Here is a 16,042-nt window from a genome sequence, read left to right as displayed (position 1 = left end):
CTTCGCCTCCGGCGGGCCGTCCGGGGTGGGCGCTGCGGTCGGCAACGCGGTACGCACCTCACTGGTCGTCGTCGTCTCGGTCACCTTGCTGGTGTCCCTGTCGGTCTACGGCGCCAACGGCAACTTCAACCTCAGCGGATAGGGCGGGGGTGACATGAGGGAATCCAACGGATACGTTCGGCCGCTGGCCGGATTGGGCATCGTGGTGGTGCTGGTCGCCATCGTCGCGGTGGCCGTGGGTCTGTTCCGCGGCAGCTTCACCGAGACCGTGCCGCTCACCGTGATCTCGGACCGCGCCGGTCTGGTGATGAACCCGGACGCCAAGGTCAAGATGCGCGGCGTTCAGGTCGGCACGGTGGACACCATCGAGACCCGCCCGGACGGCACCGCGGTGCTGCATCTGGCGATGAACCCGGACGACCTGCGGAAGATCCCGTCCAACGTGCGCGTCGACATCGCGTCCTCGACGGTGTTCGGCGCCAAGTTCGTGCAGTTGGCCGACCCGGTCGGCGAGCAGCCCGCGGGCGCGCTGCAGCCCGGCACCACGTTGCAGGGCGAACACGTCACCGTCGAGATCAACACCGTCTTCCAGAACCTGACCCGGGTGCTGGACAAGATCGAACCGGTCAAGCTCAACGAGACACTGGCCGCAGTGTCCAAGGCCTTCGACGGCCGCGGTGAGAAGTTCGGTCAGACGATCAGTGACTTCAACGCGTGGCTGGCCAAGATCGAACCCAGCCTGGACACCCTGGAGCGGGAATCGGCAATGATGCCGCCGGTGTTCACCGCCTACGCCGACGCGGCCCAAGACCTGTCGGCCACCGTCGACAACACCAGCACGCTGTCCAACAGCATCGTCGACGAGCAGACCGAGCTGAACTCCTTCCTGCTGGCCGCCACCGGGTTGGCCAACGTCGGCCAGGACGTGGTCGGCGGCAACCGCGAGGCACTGACCGCGGTCTCGCACAACCTGTTGCCCACCGCGCAGCTGCTGGACCGCTACCACGCCGGTCTGGGCTGCGGCATCGAAGGCATCATCCCGTTCACCAAGAACCCGAACTTCCCGGTGCCCGGCATCGTGTTCGACGCCAGCTTCGTGCTCGGCACCGAGCGCTACCGCTATCCGACCCACCTACCGAAGGTTGCGGCGTCGCTCAGCGACGAGATCGTCAACAGCGACTACTGCAAGGCCTACGGTCTGCCCGAGGTGTCCCCGGAGTTCCGGCCACCGTTCCTGGTCGCCGACACCGGCGCCGACCGCAACGAGTACGGCAACCAGGGCATCCTGCTCAACTCCGACGGTCTCAAGCAGATGTTGTACGGCCCGATCGCCGGACCGCCTCGTAACAGCGCGCAAATAGGAATGCCCGGATGACGCGATCGACTTCAACGCTCTTCAAGTTCGGCGCCTTCGCGGTGGTGATGCTGCTGTTGACCGGGCTGCTGTTCGCGACCTTCGGTGAGGTGCGCACCGGTTCGACCACCAAGTATTCGGCGGTGTTCAAGGATGCGTCGCGGTTGGAGTCCGGGGACAGCGTGCGGGTCGCCGGTATCCGGGTCGGCACCGTCGACGACGTCTCGCTGCAGTCCGACGGCACCGTGCTGGTCAAGTTCGACGCCGACCGGCACGTCGCGCTGACCGACGGCACCAAGGCCGCGGTGCGCTACCTCAACCTGGTCGGTGACCGTTACCTCGAGCTGCTGGACTCGCCCGGCTCGACCCGGCTGCTGGCGGCCGGTTCGCAGATCCCGGTTGATCGGACCGCGCCGGCACTGGATCTCGATCTGCTGCTGGGTGGCCTCAAGCCGGTGATCCAAGGCCTGAACCCGACCGACGTCAACGCGCTGACCGCGTCGTTGATCCAGATCATGCAGGGCCAGGGCGGCACCATCGAGTCGCTGATGTCCAACACCTCGTCGTTCTCCAACTCGCTGGCCGACAACAACGCGGTGATCGAGCAGCTGATCGACGACCTGCGCACCGTGATGGACACCCTGAGCCGAGACGGCGACAAATTCTCCGGCGCGGTGGACCGGCTGCAGAAGCTGGTCAACGGCCTGTCCGAGGACCGCGACCCGATCGGCGACGCGGTGGTGGCGCTGGACAACGGCACCGCATCGCTGGCCGATCTGCTGGGCAACGCCCGGGATCCGTTGAAGAACATGATCGCCCAGACCAACCGGCTGGCCACCAACCTCAACTCCGATCAGGCGTTGCTGGACATCTCGCTGCAGAAGGCGCCGGATAACTATCGCAAGGCGATCCGGCTCGGCGCCTACGGCGGCTTCATCATGTACTACCTGTGCGGTGTCCAGATCCGGGCGAGTGACCTGCAGGGCCGCACCGTGGTGTTCCCCTGGATCAAACAGGATGAGGGCCGATGTGCGGACAACGCGTGATCGCCGCTACGGACAACCGAAGGTGTGCTGATTCCTGATGCTCAAGTATCGCGGTAAGCAACTACTCAAAGCCGGCCTGCTCGGTTTCGTCCTGATCGTGCTCGTGATCGCCGTCGGCCTGCAGCCGGAACGGCTGATCTCCTGGGCCACGTCGGTGCGCTACCAGGCCCGGTTCCTCGAGGCCGGCGGATTGATGAACGGCAACGACGTGACGCTGTCCGGGATCCGGGTCGGCTCGGTGTCGGACATCGAGTTGGACAACGGCGATGCCCTGGTCACCTTCACGCTGGCCGGCAAGTACCCGCTCGGTTCGACCACCACCGCGCACATCCGGACCGGCACCCTGCTCGGTGAGCGGGTGCTGGCGCTGGAACCGTCGGGGGAGGGCACACTACGCCCGCTGGACGTCATCCCGACCTCGCGGACGTCGTCGCCGTACTCGCTTACCGACGCGGTCGGCGAGTTGACCTCCAACACCGCAGCCACCGACACCGCCGACCTGAACCAGTCACTGGACACCTTGTCCGAGACGCTGGACCAGATCTCCCCGCAGTTGGGGCCGACCTTCGACGGGCTGAGCCGGTTGTCGAAGTCGCTGAACAACCGCAATGAGAGTTTGGCCGAATTGCTGCGCACCGCAAGCGATGTCACCGGCATCCTGGCCGAGCGCAGTGAACAGGTCAACACCATGATCCTGAACGCCAACGACCTGGTGGGTGTGCTCGATGCGCGTCGGCAGGCGATCGTGAGCCTGCTGGACAACACCACGGCGGTGGCGCAGGCGTTGCGCGGAGTGGTCAACGACAACGAGGCCCAGTTGAAACCGACGCTGGATCAACTGGATTCGCTGAACAACTTGCTGCTGCGCAACAAGGACAACATCGCCAAGGCGCTGCCGGGTCTGGCCAAGTATCAGCTCACCCAGGGTGAGACGGTGTCCAACGGGTTCTACTACAGCGCTTACATCCCGAACATCCTGATGCCGCAGTTGATGCAGCCGTTCTTCGACTACGCGTTCGGCTTCCGACGCGGTACCGACGCCGGGCAGCCGCCGGACAACGCCGGGCCGCGGGCCGAAATCCCGTTCCCGGTCAACGGAATTCCCCAGCCAGGAGATCTGCCGCCACGATGAAGACACGCAAACCTTTACTGACCGTCTTGGCGGTGCTGCTTGCGGTCGCGCTGGTTGCCGGAGTGGCCGTGCTGCTGCGCTACACGGTGTTCAAACCGACCACCATCACCGCGTTCTTCCCGACCGCCACCGCGATCTATCCGGGTGACGAGGTCCGGGTGGCCGGCGTGCCGGTCGGCACCATCGACAAGATCGAACCGCAGGGACCGACCACCAAGATGACGCTGCGGGTGGACCGCGGCGTGCAGATCCCGGCGGACGCCCGCGCGGTGATCGTGGCACCGAACCTGGTGGCGGCCCGCTTCGTTCAGCTCACCCCGGCCTACCGCAACGGTGACGGGGCCACCATGGCCGACGGCGCCGTCATTCCCGAGGAACGCACCGCGGTCCCGGTGGAATGGGATGAGGTCAAGACCCAGCTGAACCGACTGGCCACCGAACTCGGTCCGGAGGCCGGGGTTTCGGACACCTCGGTGTCGCGGTTCATCGACAGCGCGGCCAACGCCATGGACGGCAACGGCGAGAAGCTGCGCGAGACCATCCACCAGTTGTCCGGTGCCGCTCGGGTGCTGGCCGAGGGCAGCGGCAACATCGTCGACATCATCACGGGACTGCAGACCTTCGTCACGGCGCTGCACGGCTCCAGCGAGCAGATCGTGGTGTTCGAAAACCGGCTGGCGACCTTGACCAGCGTGGTCGACGACAGCCGGACCAGTCTGGACTCGGCGCTCACCGAACTGTCCGAGGTGATCGGCGAGGTGCAGCGGTTCGTCGCCGGCACCCGCAACGAGACCTCCGAGCAGGTCACCAAGCTGGCTGCGGTCACCCAGATCTTGGTCGACCAGAAGGACTCGATCCGCAACATCCTGCACGTCACGCCCAACGCGATGGCCAACACGCTGAACATGATCAACCCGATGACCGGAACCCCGGTGGGCTCGATCGGTTTCGCCAACTTCACCGATCCGGTGCAGGCCATCTGCGGCATGATCGGTGGCGTCGAGAACATCACCGCGCCGGAGACCGCCAAGCTGTGCGCGCAGTACCTCGGCCCGGCGCTGCGGCTGATGAACTTCAACGGTATGCCGATCCCGATCAACCCGTACCTGACCGCATCCTCCGAACCGGAGCGGTTGCTCTACACCGAGCCGCATCTGATGCCGGGCAACCAGGAGCCCCAAGCACCTGTGCAGGCACCGGACATCTCGTCCTACACCGGGATGCGCGGCGACGTGCCGGCGCCACCGGGCTGGACCGACCCGTCGCACCCGCCGGGTGCGTTCGCGCCGGACGGACTTCCGGCCAACCCATCGGGCGCGATCTATCCGGGTGCGCCGCCGCCCGGCACGACGACGTTCGACGGGATGATGATTCCCGCCGGGCCGTCGGAAGCAGCCGCACCGTCGGCTGCCGAGGCGCCGGCACCGCCCGCCGCCGAAGCGCCGGCAGCACCGCCGGCTGACGGACCCCTGCTGCCCGCCGAAGGGACACCGCCATCATGAGCCGTCTGAGTTCAGCGCGTCGGGCGCTGGTGATCGGTTGCACGGCAGCCGTGACGCTGAGCGGCTGCGCCTTCCAGGGGCTCAACTCGCTGCCGCTGCCCGGTGTGCAGGGCACCGGCGACGAAGCCCAGCACTTCGTGGTCAAGGTGGCCAATGTCGGCACCCTGGAATCGAATTCACCGGTGATGGTGAATGACGTCGTGGTCGGCAGCGTCGGCAAGATGACGGTGCAGGACTGGCAGGCCGAGGTCGAGGTGTCGATCAACCCCGGCGTGGTGGTGCCCGCCAACGCGGTGGCCACGGTGGGCCAGACCAGCCTGCTCGGGTCGATGCACCTGGCACTGAACCCGCCGGTGGGTGCGGAGCCGGAGGGGCGGTTGTCCTCCGGCACCACGATCGAGTCCTCGTCGACCTATCCGTCCACCGAGCAGACGCTGTCGGCGTTGTCGGTGCTGGTCAACGGCGGCGGTCTGGGGCAGATCGGCGACATCATCCACAACTTCAGTACCGCGATGTCCGGTCGGGAACCGGAAGTGCGGGAACTGCTGACCCGGTTGGACAATTTCACCGGTGTGTTGGATCGTCAGCGGGACAACATCATCGCCTCGATCCAGCAGCTCAACCGGTTGGGCCGGACGTTCGCCGATCAGCAACCGGTGCTGGAGCGCGCATTGCGAGAAATCCCGCCGGCCTTGGACGTGTTGATCAAGGAGCGGCCCACCTTCACCACCGCGCTGCAGAAGCTCGGTGAGTTCAGCGACACCGCAACCGGTTTGGTCAACGACGCCGGCGACGAGTTGGTGGGTGACCTCAAACACCTGGAACCGGCCATCCGCGCGTTGGCCGACGTGGGTCCGGAGATCAACGCGGCGCTGTCCTACGTGTCCGCGTTCCCCTATGGGCCCAACGCGCTCGAGCGTGGTGTCAAGGGTGACTACCTGAACATGTTCGCGGTGTTCGACCTGACCTACGCGCGGCTCAAGCGGACCCTGTTCCTGGGTACCCGCTGGGGTGACCCGAACGCGAAACTGGTTCCCGCACCGGGTGACCCGTGGTACCTGAACTATTCCTACGATCCGCTGATGAACCCGGTGTCCACGCCGCCGCTGGACATCTCCGAACCGGCCGACGCAGCGCCGATGGAGCTTTCGGTGGCGGTCAGTGAGCCGGTGCTGCCGGTGACGCCGCCGCCGCTGCTGCCCAACCAGGCGCCGACGCCGCCGGGCGGACCGATCTTCGCCGGGCCGTACGGCGACCAGCCTGCCAACCCGGCCCAACCCGCACCAGCGCCGGCTCCCGCGCCGGACGCCCCGACCGAGGGAAGTGGTGGCTGATGCTGACCCGTTTCGTTCGTAGTCAGCTGATCATCTTCGCGATCGCGTCGGTGGTCGGTGTCGGGGTGATGCTGTTCAGCTACATCCAGCTGCCCACGCTGCTCGGTGTCGGAAAGCTCACGGTCAAGCTGGACCTGCCGGAAACCGGTGGGCTGTATCGGTTCTCCAACGTCACCTACAACGGCGTGCAGTTGGGCAAGGTGACCGATGTGCAGCTGACCGACACCGGCGCGCGCGCAACCCTGCAGCTGAACCGCTCACCCAAGGTCCCGTCTGACCTCCAGGCACATGTGCTCAGCGTGTCCGCGGTCGGTGAGCAGTACGTGGACCTGCGGCCCAAGACCGACAGCGGCCCGTTCCTGGCCGACGGCGCGGTGATCGCCCGGGAGAACGTCACGGTGCCGCAGCAGGTCGGGCCGATGCTGGACAACCTGAGCGCGATGGTGGAATCCATCCCCAAGGAGAAGATCAGCGACCTGCTCGACGAGACCTATCTGGCGTTCAACGGTGCCGGCTATGACTTCGAGTCGCTGATCGACTCGGCTGCGACCATCAGCAAGGACGGCAACGCGGTGGCCGACGAGCTCGCGACGTTGCTGCAAGACGGTGAGCCACTGCTGGATTCGCAGCTGCAGAGCACCGATGCGATCCGCACCTGGGCGCGCAGCCTGGCCGGTGTCACCGGGCAGTTGAACGCCAACGATCCGCAGATTCGCACCCTATTGGAGCGTGGTCCGGGCTTCGCCGACGAGGTCTCGGGTCTGCTCACCGACCTCAAGCCGACGCTGCCGGTGCTGCTCGGCAACATGACCACAATCAGCGACATCCTGATGACCTACAACCCGTCGCTGGAACAGATCCTGGTGCTGGTGCCCAACTACATTGCCTGGCAGCAGTCCTTCGGTCTGTCGACCAAGAACGCAGCGGGCCTCGGCGGCGGTGACTTCACCTTGACCATCGGTGACCCGAACCCGTGCACGGTCGGCTTCCTGCCGCCAACGCAGTGGCGTTCACCGGCGGACACCACGATCGTGGACACCCCCGATGGCCTGTACTGCAAACTGCCGCAGGACTCACCGGTCGCGGTGCGCGGCGCACGCAACTTCCCGTGCATCGAGCACCCGGGCAAGCGGGCCCCCACCGTGGAACTGTGTGATGACCCCAGGGGCTTCCAGCCGTTGGCGATGCGCCAGCACATCACCGGCCCCGCCCCGTTCGACCCCAACCTGATCGCGCAGGGTCTGCCGCTGGATACCACGGTGACCGGCAATGACCACATCTTCGCGCCGACCGAGGGCACCCCGCTACCGCCGGGAGCGGCGCCGTCGGGCACACCGCCGGATCTGCCGCGCCCCGAGGTGCCGCACATCCCGGATGCCTTCATTCCCGATCCGGCTGCCCCGGCTGCGGATCCGGCAGCGCCGGCACCGGGTCCGGTTGCCCCGGCCGCCGCCCCGGACAACCCGGCCGCGCCGGCCGCGCACACCGGTGACGGGCCGTCGGTCGCGGTGGTGCCCTATGACCCGCGGACCGGGAAGTACATGACCCCGGACGGGAAACTCGAGCACAATCCGGCACTGGCCGGTGAGGTGCCCGAAACGTGGACCGATCTGATGCCGACGTAATTGGTGGTCGGAGGATGAACAAGGGAGTTGGGATGCGTATCCGTAGCTTGGCCGTCGGTGCGGCCCTCGCAGTGGGAATGGCGCTGACAGCGGCACCCGTGGCCACTGCCAACCTGGACTTCGCGCTGAACGGAACCTACCGCGCGGTGTCCAACGGGGTGTGGGCCAAGACCAATGACGTGTTCATGGACGAGGTGACCAAGACCCAGATCTGGACCATCAGCAGCAGTTGCACCACCGCGCATGACTGCGCGGGTCAAATGAGTAGCGACCACGGCTGGTCGGCGCCGATCCGCTACGAGATCAACGCCTGGTTCATCGACCGGCCGATCCCGAACTGGCAACCCTGCCCGGATGGCACGTTCTCGCCGGGCAATCAGCGGATGACCTTCCAGGGCATCGATCTCAACGGTCAGGCGGTCGGGAGCACCGAGCGACTCGCCGGGTACGAGCGCACCATCGGGGTGGGTGGTGCGTGCGGCCGCAACACCCCGCTGGTGATCCAGATGCCGCTGTCTGTGGCGCGGATCTAGGAATGGCGGTGGCCTCGGTGAATTCGGTCCGGCGCACAGCGCGCAAATGCAAAGGTGGAACCATGCGGACAGCGATCGTCACCGCGGTGGCAGCCGTAGGTGCGGGTGTGCTGCTGGCGGCCCCGCAAGCGATGGCCGATCCGGTCACCGACAACGGGTTCGAACCGTGGGCCTGCAACACCCCGGACTGCACACCCGGCATCCAGCCCAACGTCGTGCTCGGCGCACCGTGCAACAACACCACCTATTACGTGTTCGGGGTTGCGGTGGCCGGGCCGTCGATCCAGCCGGGTCGTCTGGTGTTCTGCGGATCTCCGCGCCGCTACGAGCCGCGCTGGTTCCGCTCGCCGATCATGTACGGCGTCAAGGAAGAAAACGCCAGCTGTGCCGGGCATGACCACTCGGTGGCTCAGGCCCCCGACGGTCTGTTCCTGAGCTGTGTGCCGCAGGACGGGGAATCCCGTTGGCGCCGCGGCGATCTGTGATTTCGGTGCGTTTAGGGGCGCTGAGCGCCCCTGGGCGCACCGAAATCGAACGAGATGGGAGTGAAATTGCGTAAAGCGCTGATCGGCGCGGTGGCCGCACCGGTGGTCGCCGCCGGAGTGCTGGCCCCGTCCGCGCAGGCTGACATGAATCTCGGCAACTACGACGTGCTGAGCAATCGGTGGGCCAATTCGTCCTGGATATGGGCGGTCTATCCGTGCAACATCCCCGGCGAACTGAACCGTGACCGGCCGGGTTGTGTGGACGTGCAGGCGTTGCCGTCGCCGCAGAACTTCGAGTACTACGGGGGTACCGCGCACCTGGTGGACGGCAAGTATTCGTTCACCACCGACGTGCCGGACGGGCTGATCTGCCCCGGTCAGGTGCTGCCCACCCGGGACACCTACACCTGGGACGTGAACACGCTTGCCGGGCACGTCGATTCGCACTTCGACGTGGGTTGCTTCGGCGGTCCGCCCGGAGTCAACACCTGGACCTTCGCGCTGCGTCGGCTCTAGACCTCAGATTTCACCCGGCCGTTCGATCCAGATCCGGATCGGACGGCCGGTGGCGTTCGACCCGGTCCGAGTCGATTCGTCAGACCGGCTCGAAGGCCGAGATCAGCCACCGGTCACCGTGCCGTTCCAGACCCACCCGCACCGCGCTGGTGGAGTAGGAGCCGTCCGGCATCGACTTACTGGTGGTGGTCTGGTTGAGGAAGATCAGCACCCGCGCGGAGTCCGGCTCGATGTCGATCAAGGCCTTACGAATGACCGCTGCGGCGGTCTTGACCGACTTCTCCTTGGCGGCCGGCGTGACCACGCGCTCGGTGTAATCGGTGTAGTAGTCCAGGAATTCACCGGTCAGGTGGCTCTTGGCGTTGGCGAAGTCGGCGTCCAGGCTGTCCGGCGAATAGCTCAGCACCGCCACCACACCGTCGGCTGCTGCGCTCAGCGCTGCGTTCTGGCTGCTCTCACCGAGCTTCTGGTCGGGCCGGTACTGGAAGAAGTACAGCCAGGCCGTGGTGCCGGCGGCAGCCAGCAACAGCACGGTGAGCACGATGGGGACGATCCACCTGCGCCACGGGGCGTCGGTCGTGCTGCTCGCGACCACGGTGGGCTGCTCGTCGGCGCTGCTTGACGCGACGGTCTCGATGCCGTCGGCTTCTTCGGTGCCGCCGAGTTCGGTTGCACCGCTTTCCGGTTCGGTCACCACCACGGTGGCGTCCTCGGCGCCGGTAGCCGGCCGGTCGTCGTCGTTCTTGCTCATGGTGCGAAATCCACCTTCGACATCTTGATCTGATCGCCTTCGCGGACCAGATGGATCACCAGCCGCCAGCTGCGCGGTTCCTGAATCGCGCCGGCCTGATTGGTGACCTTGGTACTTGCCGAGACCAGTACGACGGCCTCGTTCCCGTCCATCGATTCCAGACCGGCTGCCGTCGAGGTGGCCTCGGTGATGACCTTCGATTCCTTGGCGACCTCGACGAAGTCGTTGGTCTTGTCCTCGAAGTCCTTGCGGAATTCGCCGGTGGTGTTGTCCAGGATGCGCTGGATGTCCTCGTCGATGCTGTTGAAGTTCAACGACATCAGTGTCACCACGCCCTGCCGACCGGCCGCGATGTATTCGGCGGCACGCTGCTGCCGATCGGACACGTCGTGGTGGTGCCGGATCATCAGCACGCTGAGCGTGATCAGCGCGGCGATGGCCAGTACCGTCAGCGTGCCCGCGACCCAGCGCAGCGGCTGCCAGATGCTGCGCGCGCGTTTGCCCTCGTCGGTGTCAACCCCGACCGGCACTGCTTCGTCATAGTCCTGCGCGCCGTCGGTGGCCACGCTGACGGTCGCGTCCTGCGTGGTCGCCGTTGCGCTGGCCTGCTCCCGTAACCGGATGGCCTGGGCGCGCGCCGCGGCGGCGCGGGCCTCGGCCTCGGCTGCCGCGGCTTCGGCTTCGGCCAGCGTCAGCTGGTCGTCGCCGCCGGCCGGCTGGCCATCTGGGGTTTCGTCGGCTACCGGTTCATCGCTTTTCTTGCGGAACGGCATTCGACCTCCTCCGTTGTGCACCGTGCATCAAGGAGATGGCCTTGAGCATGACGTGATTGAGCATTGATTTCAGATTTCGTTGCCCGGCTGGTCTGGCCGGCAACCGCCCCCACGGTACCGAACCGACGATACCGGACTTCCGCACGCGGTTAGCCAGGGGAAATGACGCGCACCGAGCCCCGGTCGCGGATCACCACGTTCGCAGCGAGCACAGCGCCCCCTTGGGGCCGGCGTCGGTGGCCCGCACCTCGCCGTCGACACGCAGTTCGCACACGAAGCCGGTCGCATCCAGGCCGGGATGGAAGTCGGTCACCGAGACCACCACCATGGCCCAATCCTCCGGGCTGGCCAGTTGCGTTTCGAACACCCACGGTTTGCCCGGGCCCAGCTCGGCGATCGCCTTGGGACTGTACTTATAGGGGTTGTGGCTGTACTCGGCGAAGTTCGGCGGGTCGACCTCGCGGTAGTAGATATCGGCGCGCACGTGTTCACTGGCGCCGACGGTGTACTTGACGTGGTGCAGCGCCGGCGCGGGGGCGACCGGCGCGGCGGCCGGATCAGCCGGTGGCGGGTCGTCGTCGGCGTGGGCGGGGCTGGCCGACAGCACCAGGGCGGTGGTAGCGGCGACGGTCAGGAGCGGCAGCGCCCTTGATAACTGCATTTCCGAATCCTAAGACGTGGTTATCCGGCGTCGCAGCCGATTCCCGGCAGGTGGTCTGCGACCATCGTTGAAATTGGCATTCTCTTCACTGGAGAATAGAGTATCCAACTCTGGAGGTGCACTGAAACCATGCGCGTCGTTCCTGCCGAACTCGTCGAGCGCTACCAGCAGCAGGGCTGGTGGACGCCGGACACCCTGGGGGATCTGCTGGCCGAAGGTTTGGCGGCCGCCCCGGATCTCGACTTCCGAGTGCACTCCTCGGTGCGTCCGTACAGCGGGACGTTCGCCGACGTCGAGCACACCGCGCGACGGCTGGCCGCCGGCCTGGCACAGCGCGGCGTGCAACCCGGCGACGTGGTGGCCATGCAACTGCCGAACTGGATGGAGGCCGCGGCGAGTTTCTGGGCCTCGGCGCTGTTGGGCGCGGTGGTGGTGCCGATCGTGCATTTCTACGGCCGCAAGGAACTGACCCACATCCTGGCCGACGCCAAGCCCAAGGTGTTCATCACCGCCGAGTCCTTCGGCCGGATGAGCTTCGAACCCGACGTCGCGGCCGACGTGCCGGTGGTCGGGGTGGTGGGCCTGACCCGCACCCACCCCGGCGTCGTCGACTTCTACGATCTGCTCGACGACGAGCCGATGTCCGGTGTGGCGCGTACCGACCCGGCCGGGCCTACGTTGATCGCCTACACCTCGGGTACCACCAACGCCCCCAAGGGCGTGATCCACAGCCATCAGGGGCTGGTGCACGAGACCCATCAGCTGGTCGGCCAGCAGCCACCGGATGCCGGCAAACAGCTGATCGCCACCCCGGTCGGGCACTTCATCGGCATGGTCGGTGCGCTGCTGATGCCGGTGCTGTCGCGGCACCCGATCAACATCGCCGACGTGTGGGATCCCGGTCTGGCGTTGGCACTGATGAAGAGCGACGGGCTGGCCGTCGGTGGTGGACCGCCGTATTTCGTGACCAGTCTGCTCGAGCACCCCGACTTCACCCCCGAGCATCTGACCGGGGTGCGCTCGGTTGGGCTGGGCGGTTCCACCGTGCCGATCGCGGTGACCCGCCGGCTCAACGACATGGGCATCAACGTGTACCGGTCCTACGGCAGCACCGAGCACCCGTCGATCACCGGCTCGCGTTACGACGCCGCCGAGGCCAAGCGGCTGTACACCGACGGCTGCGCGCTGTCCGGGGTGGAGATCCGGCTGGCCGAGGACGGCGAGATCTGTTCGCGCGGGCCGGATCTGTGCCTGGGTTACACCGATGACGCGTTGACCGCGCGGGCGTTCGACGACGACGGTTGGTACCACACCGGCGACATCGGCGTGCTCGATGAGGACGGCTATCTGACCATCACCGATCGCAAGTCCGACATCATCATTCGCGGTGGTGAGAACATCAGCGCGGTCGAGGTCGAAGAGGTACTGCTGACCGTGCCCGGGGTGGCCGAAGCCGTTGTCGTGGCCGCAGCGGATGCCAAGTACGGCGAGCACGCCACCGCGCTGCTGCGCATGCTGCCCGGACATGACCTGCCCGACCTCGACGCGGTGTGCGCGCACTTCCAGGCCGCCGGTATGGCCCGGCAGAAGTGGCCGGAGGAACTGCGTCAGGTCGAGGACTTCCCGCGCACTGCCAGTGGGAAGGTGCAGAAATACCTGGTGCGGCAGATGGTCCGCGAGGGTAGCGGCTAGCGTGAGGTGCCCGCCGCCGCCCGCACTCGTGAGGTGCCCGGCCGCCACCCGCACTCGTGAGGTCTCCGGCCGCCGCCCGCACTCGTGAGGTCCTCGGCCGCCGCCCGCACTCGTGAGGTCCTCGGCCACCCGCACTCGTGAGGTCTCCGGCCGCCGCCCGCACTCGTGAACCGTTAATTGTGTACGCGTTTCCCGAGTAACTCGGTACACAATTAACTGTTCACGAGCCCGACGGGCGTCCTGGACCCCTAGATCGTCGGCGCGGACTTGCCGCTGGCCGCATGGTGGCCGGCCCGGAAGCCGAACACCATGGCCGGGCCGATGGTGCCGCCGGCACCGCCGTAGGCGCGGCCGGTCACTCCGGCCATGGCATTGCCCGCGGCGTACAGGCCGTCGATCGGCGCACCGCTGACATGCAGCACCCGGCCGTCGCGGTCGGTACGCGGCCCGCCCTTGGTGCCCATCGCACCGAGTGCCACCGGCACCGCGTAGTACGGCGCGGTGTCCAGCGGGCCCAGGGTCTGCCCGGCCGGGGTCGCGGCGTCCGGGTCACCCCAGTAGCCGTCGTAAGCGCTGGCGCCGCGGCCGAAGTCCGGATCGCTCGGATCGTCGACGCCGACGTTGGCGTTCCAGTCGGCGATGGTGCGGGCCAGCCCGTCGGCGTCAATGCCGGTGCGCTCACCGAGTTCGGCCAGATCGGCGGACTTGCAGAACCAGTCCAGTGGCTCGCCGCCCGGCGGCACCCCGAGGAAGCCGTACCGCTTGAGGTGTTGGTCGTCGAACACGATCCAGGCCGGGTCGTTGACGTAGCCGTCGCGCGGGTGCAGGTACTGGAATGCTCCGGCCATCGAGTTGTAGTCACAGGCCTCGTTGATGAACCGGCGTCCGGCGCGGTTGACGATGATGCTGCGCGGACGGGTCCGTTCCAGTCGCACACTGCGGCTGCGCTGCTGGCCGCCCAGGATGTCGCCGGGGATCTGGATCACCGGAACCCACCACGCCTCACACATGTTGGCCAGGTCGGCACCGTGCGCCATGGCCATCCGCAGCGCGTCGCCGGTGTTGTTCGGCGGGGACACCGGCCCGTGCATCGGCCCGCGCAGGAACGCCTCCACCAGCGCCGGGTCCCATTCGAAGCCGCCGGCGGCCAGCACCACACCGCGGCGGGCGCCGACGGTGAAAACCTCGCCGTCACGTTCGATCCGAACGCCGGCGATGCGGCCCTGTTCAGCAATCAATTCGACTGCCCGGCAATTGGTTTCCGGGTTCACGCCGCGGTCCAGCAGGCCGCGCAGCAGGCTTGCGATCAACGCCATACCGGCCACCACCAGGTTGGGAGAATCAGCGCCGATGTCGGCGTGCAACCGGGCGCGGGTTTCGGCATCCAGTCCGACGTTGCTGAAATCGGCCGGGAATGCGGTGATCCGGTCGCCCCAGCCGGCCACCCGGTCCAGGTCGTAGGGCGCCGGACCCAACGAGCGCCCACCGCCGGGGCGACCGCCGGGCAGCTCGGGCTTGTAATCCGGGAAGCCGGTCGCGATCTGGAAGCGCAGGTCGCTGTGCGACTCCACGAAGTCGATCATGGTCGGCCCGGTGCGCACGAAGGTCTCCACCAGGTTCTCGTCCATCGCGCCGAAGGACTGCGCCCGCAGGTAGGCCATGGCGTCTTCGACGGTCAGTCCTTCGGCCTTGTCGTGCGCGGGAATCCAGGCGATGCCGCCGGAGACCGCGGTGGTGCCACCGACGGTGTCGGACTTCTCGTAGAGGCCCACGCTCGCCCCGCCGGCCGCGGCAGCCAACGCCGCCGTCAGCCCGGCAGCACCGGTACCGAGTACGACGACGTCTGCTTCGTGGTCCCAATTGGTCACGGTGCCAATCCTTTCGGTGGTTACGGCTCAGGCCAGGATGGCCGAGAGTTCTTCAGCGGCCCGGATCAGCGCGTCGCGGCCGCGTTCGACGACGTCTTCGCGGTGGCTGATCAGGTTCAGGCAGGTCGCGGGGGCCGGCGGCAGTCGCGGCACCGAGACCGCCAGACCGAACGTGTTCGGTTCGATCTCACCGTGCGTGATGACCCAACCGCGCTCCCGGGTCAAGGTGACCAGGTCGCGTTCGTTCGGTGTGGGCGGCATGCTGGCCAGCAGCGCGATCCCGGCCGCACCGCGGTCCAACGGATAGCGGCTGCCCTCGTGGAAGGACAGCTGATAGGACACCGCGGTCGGGACGATCACCGCGACGGCCACCTGCTGATCGCCTTCGGCGACCAACAGCGAAACGGTGGTGGACAATTCGTCGGCCAGCTCGCGCAACCGCGGCAGACAGATCTGGCGCAGGTTGTTGTCGAACGACGCGCCGAGCGCCGCCAGGCCGGCGCCCGACCGGTAGCGGCCGTCCTCGCCCTTGGTCACCATCCGGAACTGGGCCAGCGTGGACAGCAGCCGATAGGCGATGGTGCGGTGCACGCCGACCTTGTCGGCGACCTGCTGCACGGTCAGTCCGCCCGGGGTGTTGGCCACGGCCTGCAGCGCAGTCAAACCGCGCGCCAGGGTCTGGGATCCCGGTGCGCTGGTCGGCGGTGTTTCCCGGCCGGATTGGCCGGATCCTCCCTTGACAGACATCAGCTCGAGAGTGATGCTCTATA

General features: G+C 67.0%; 15 protein-coding genes and 1 pseudogene. 11 read left to right on the top strand and 5 right to left on the bottom strand.

Annotated features, from left to right (window positions below):
- The 10 genes and pseudogenes from AC5Y3P_RS19350 to AC5Y3P_RS19305 all read left to right on the top strand — a co-directional run.
- Positions 1–142, top strand: a pseudogene (locus AC5Y3P_RS19350) (ABC transporter permease); the annotation flags it as partial.
- A gap of 12 nt (positions 143–154) precedes the next feature.
- Positions 155–1,375, top strand: coding sequence for an MCE family protein (locus AC5Y3P_RS19345; RefSeq protein ID WP_500047548.1), 1,221 nt, complete (start codon positions 155–157; stop codon positions 1,373–1,375).
- Positions 1,372–2,400, top strand: coding sequence for an MCE family protein (locus tag AC5Y3P_RS19340; RefSeq protein ID WP_500047547.1), 1,029 nt, complete (start codon positions 1,372–1,374; stop codon positions 2,398–2,400). Before AC5Y3P_RS19345 ends, AC5Y3P_RS19340 begins: the two co-directional genes overlap by 4 nt.
- A gap of 37 nt (positions 2,401–2,437) precedes the next feature.
- Positions 2,438–3,532 carry an MCE family protein gene (locus AC5Y3P_RS19335; RefSeq protein ID WP_500047546.1) on the top strand — a complete coding sequence of 365 codons (1,095 nt, stop codon included), beginning with the start codon at positions 2,438–2,440 and terminating at the stop codon, positions 3,530–3,532.
- Positions 3,529–5,034 (top strand): MCE family protein, encoded by a 1,506-nt coding sequence (locus tag AC5Y3P_RS19330; protein WP_500047545.1) that lies wholly within the window; start codon positions 3,529–3,531, stop codon positions 5,032–5,034. The genes AC5Y3P_RS19335 and AC5Y3P_RS19330 overlap by 4 nt, the downstream gene beginning before the upstream one ends.
- Positions 5,031–6,368, top strand: a complete 1,338-nt coding sequence (locus AC5Y3P_RS19325; RefSeq protein WP_500047544.1) for an MCE family protein — start codon at positions 5,031–5,033, stop codon at positions 6,366–6,368. Before AC5Y3P_RS19330 ends, AC5Y3P_RS19325 begins: the two co-directional genes overlap by 4 nt.
- The gene (locus AC5Y3P_RS19320) at positions 6,368–7,993 is read left to right on the top strand and encodes an MCE family protein (RefSeq protein ID WP_500047543.1); all 1,626 of its coding nucleotides are present in this window, start codon (positions 6,368–6,370) and stop codon (positions 7,991–7,993) included. The genes AC5Y3P_RS19325 and AC5Y3P_RS19320 overlap by 1 nt, the downstream gene beginning before the upstream one ends.
- Before the next feature lie 32 nt (positions 7,994–8,025).
- Complete coding sequence (locus AC5Y3P_RS19315) at positions 8,026–8,526, top strand: Rv2253/PknI dimerization domain-containing protein (protein ID WP_500047542.1); 501 nt, start codon at positions 8,026–8,028, stop codon at positions 8,524–8,526.
- 62 nt (positions 8,527–8,588) lie between these two features.
- Positions 8,589–9,011, top strand: coding sequence for a hypothetical protein (locus AC5Y3P_RS19310; protein ID WP_500047541.1), 423 nt, complete (start codon positions 8,589–8,591; stop codon positions 9,009–9,011).
- A gap of 66 nt (positions 9,012–9,077) precedes the next feature.
- Positions 9,078–9,527: a hypothetical protein gene (locus tag AC5Y3P_RS19305; protein WP_500047554.1), complete on the top strand. Its 450-nt coding sequence runs from the start codon at positions 9,078–9,080 to the stop codon at positions 9,525–9,527.
- A gap of 79 nt (positions 9,528–9,606) precedes the next feature.
- On the opposite strand, the gene AC5Y3P_RS19300 is transcribed toward AC5Y3P_RS19305, so the two are convergent.
- The 3 genes from AC5Y3P_RS19300 to AC5Y3P_RS19290 form a co-directional block, all read right to left on the bottom strand.
- Complete coding sequence (locus AC5Y3P_RS19300; RefSeq protein WP_500047540.1) at positions 9,607–10,278, bottom strand: hypothetical protein; 672 nt, start codon at positions 10,276–10,278, stop codon at positions 9,607–9,609.
- Positions 10,275–11,051, bottom strand: coding sequence for an Rv1363c family protein (locus AC5Y3P_RS19295; protein ID WP_500047539.1), 777 nt, complete (start codon positions 11,049–11,051; stop codon positions 10,275–10,277). Before AC5Y3P_RS19295 ends, AC5Y3P_RS19300 begins: the two co-directional genes overlap by 4 nt.
- A gap of 190 nt (positions 11,052–11,241) precedes the next feature.
- Complete coding sequence (locus tag AC5Y3P_RS19290) at positions 11,242–11,712, bottom strand: Rv2576c family protein (RefSeq protein WP_500047538.1); 471 nt, start codon at positions 11,710–11,712, stop codon at positions 11,242–11,244.
- Between the two features lie 129 nt (positions 11,713–11,841).
- On the opposite strand from AC5Y3P_RS19290, the gene AC5Y3P_RS19285 reads away from it, so the two are divergent.
- Complete coding sequence (locus AC5Y3P_RS19285; protein WP_500047537.1) at positions 11,842–13,404, top strand: AMP-binding protein; 1,563 nt, start codon at positions 11,842–11,844, stop codon at positions 13,402–13,404.
- Positions 13,405–13,652: 248 nt separating this feature from the next.
- Here AC5Y3P_RS19285 and AC5Y3P_RS19280 read toward each other — a convergent pair whose 3' ends face one another.
- A complete protein-coding gene (locus AC5Y3P_RS19280; RefSeq protein ID WP_500047536.1) occupies positions 13,653–15,272 on the bottom strand; it encodes an FAD-dependent oxidoreductase in 1,620 nt (539 codons plus the stop codon).
- Between the two features lie 27 nt (positions 15,273–15,299).
- Entirely contained in the window at positions 15,300–16,019 is a 720-nt protein-coding gene (locus AC5Y3P_RS19275; RefSeq protein ID WP_500047535.1) for an IclR family transcriptional regulator, read from the bottom strand.
- Between the last annotated feature and the right edge of the window lie 23 nt (positions 16,020–16,042).

The sequence above is a fragment of the Mycobacterium sp. NGS45 genome (assembly GCF_059812645.1).
Note: the sequence above shows the minus strand (reverse complement) of the source record. Positions and strands in the feature narration are given on the sequence as shown.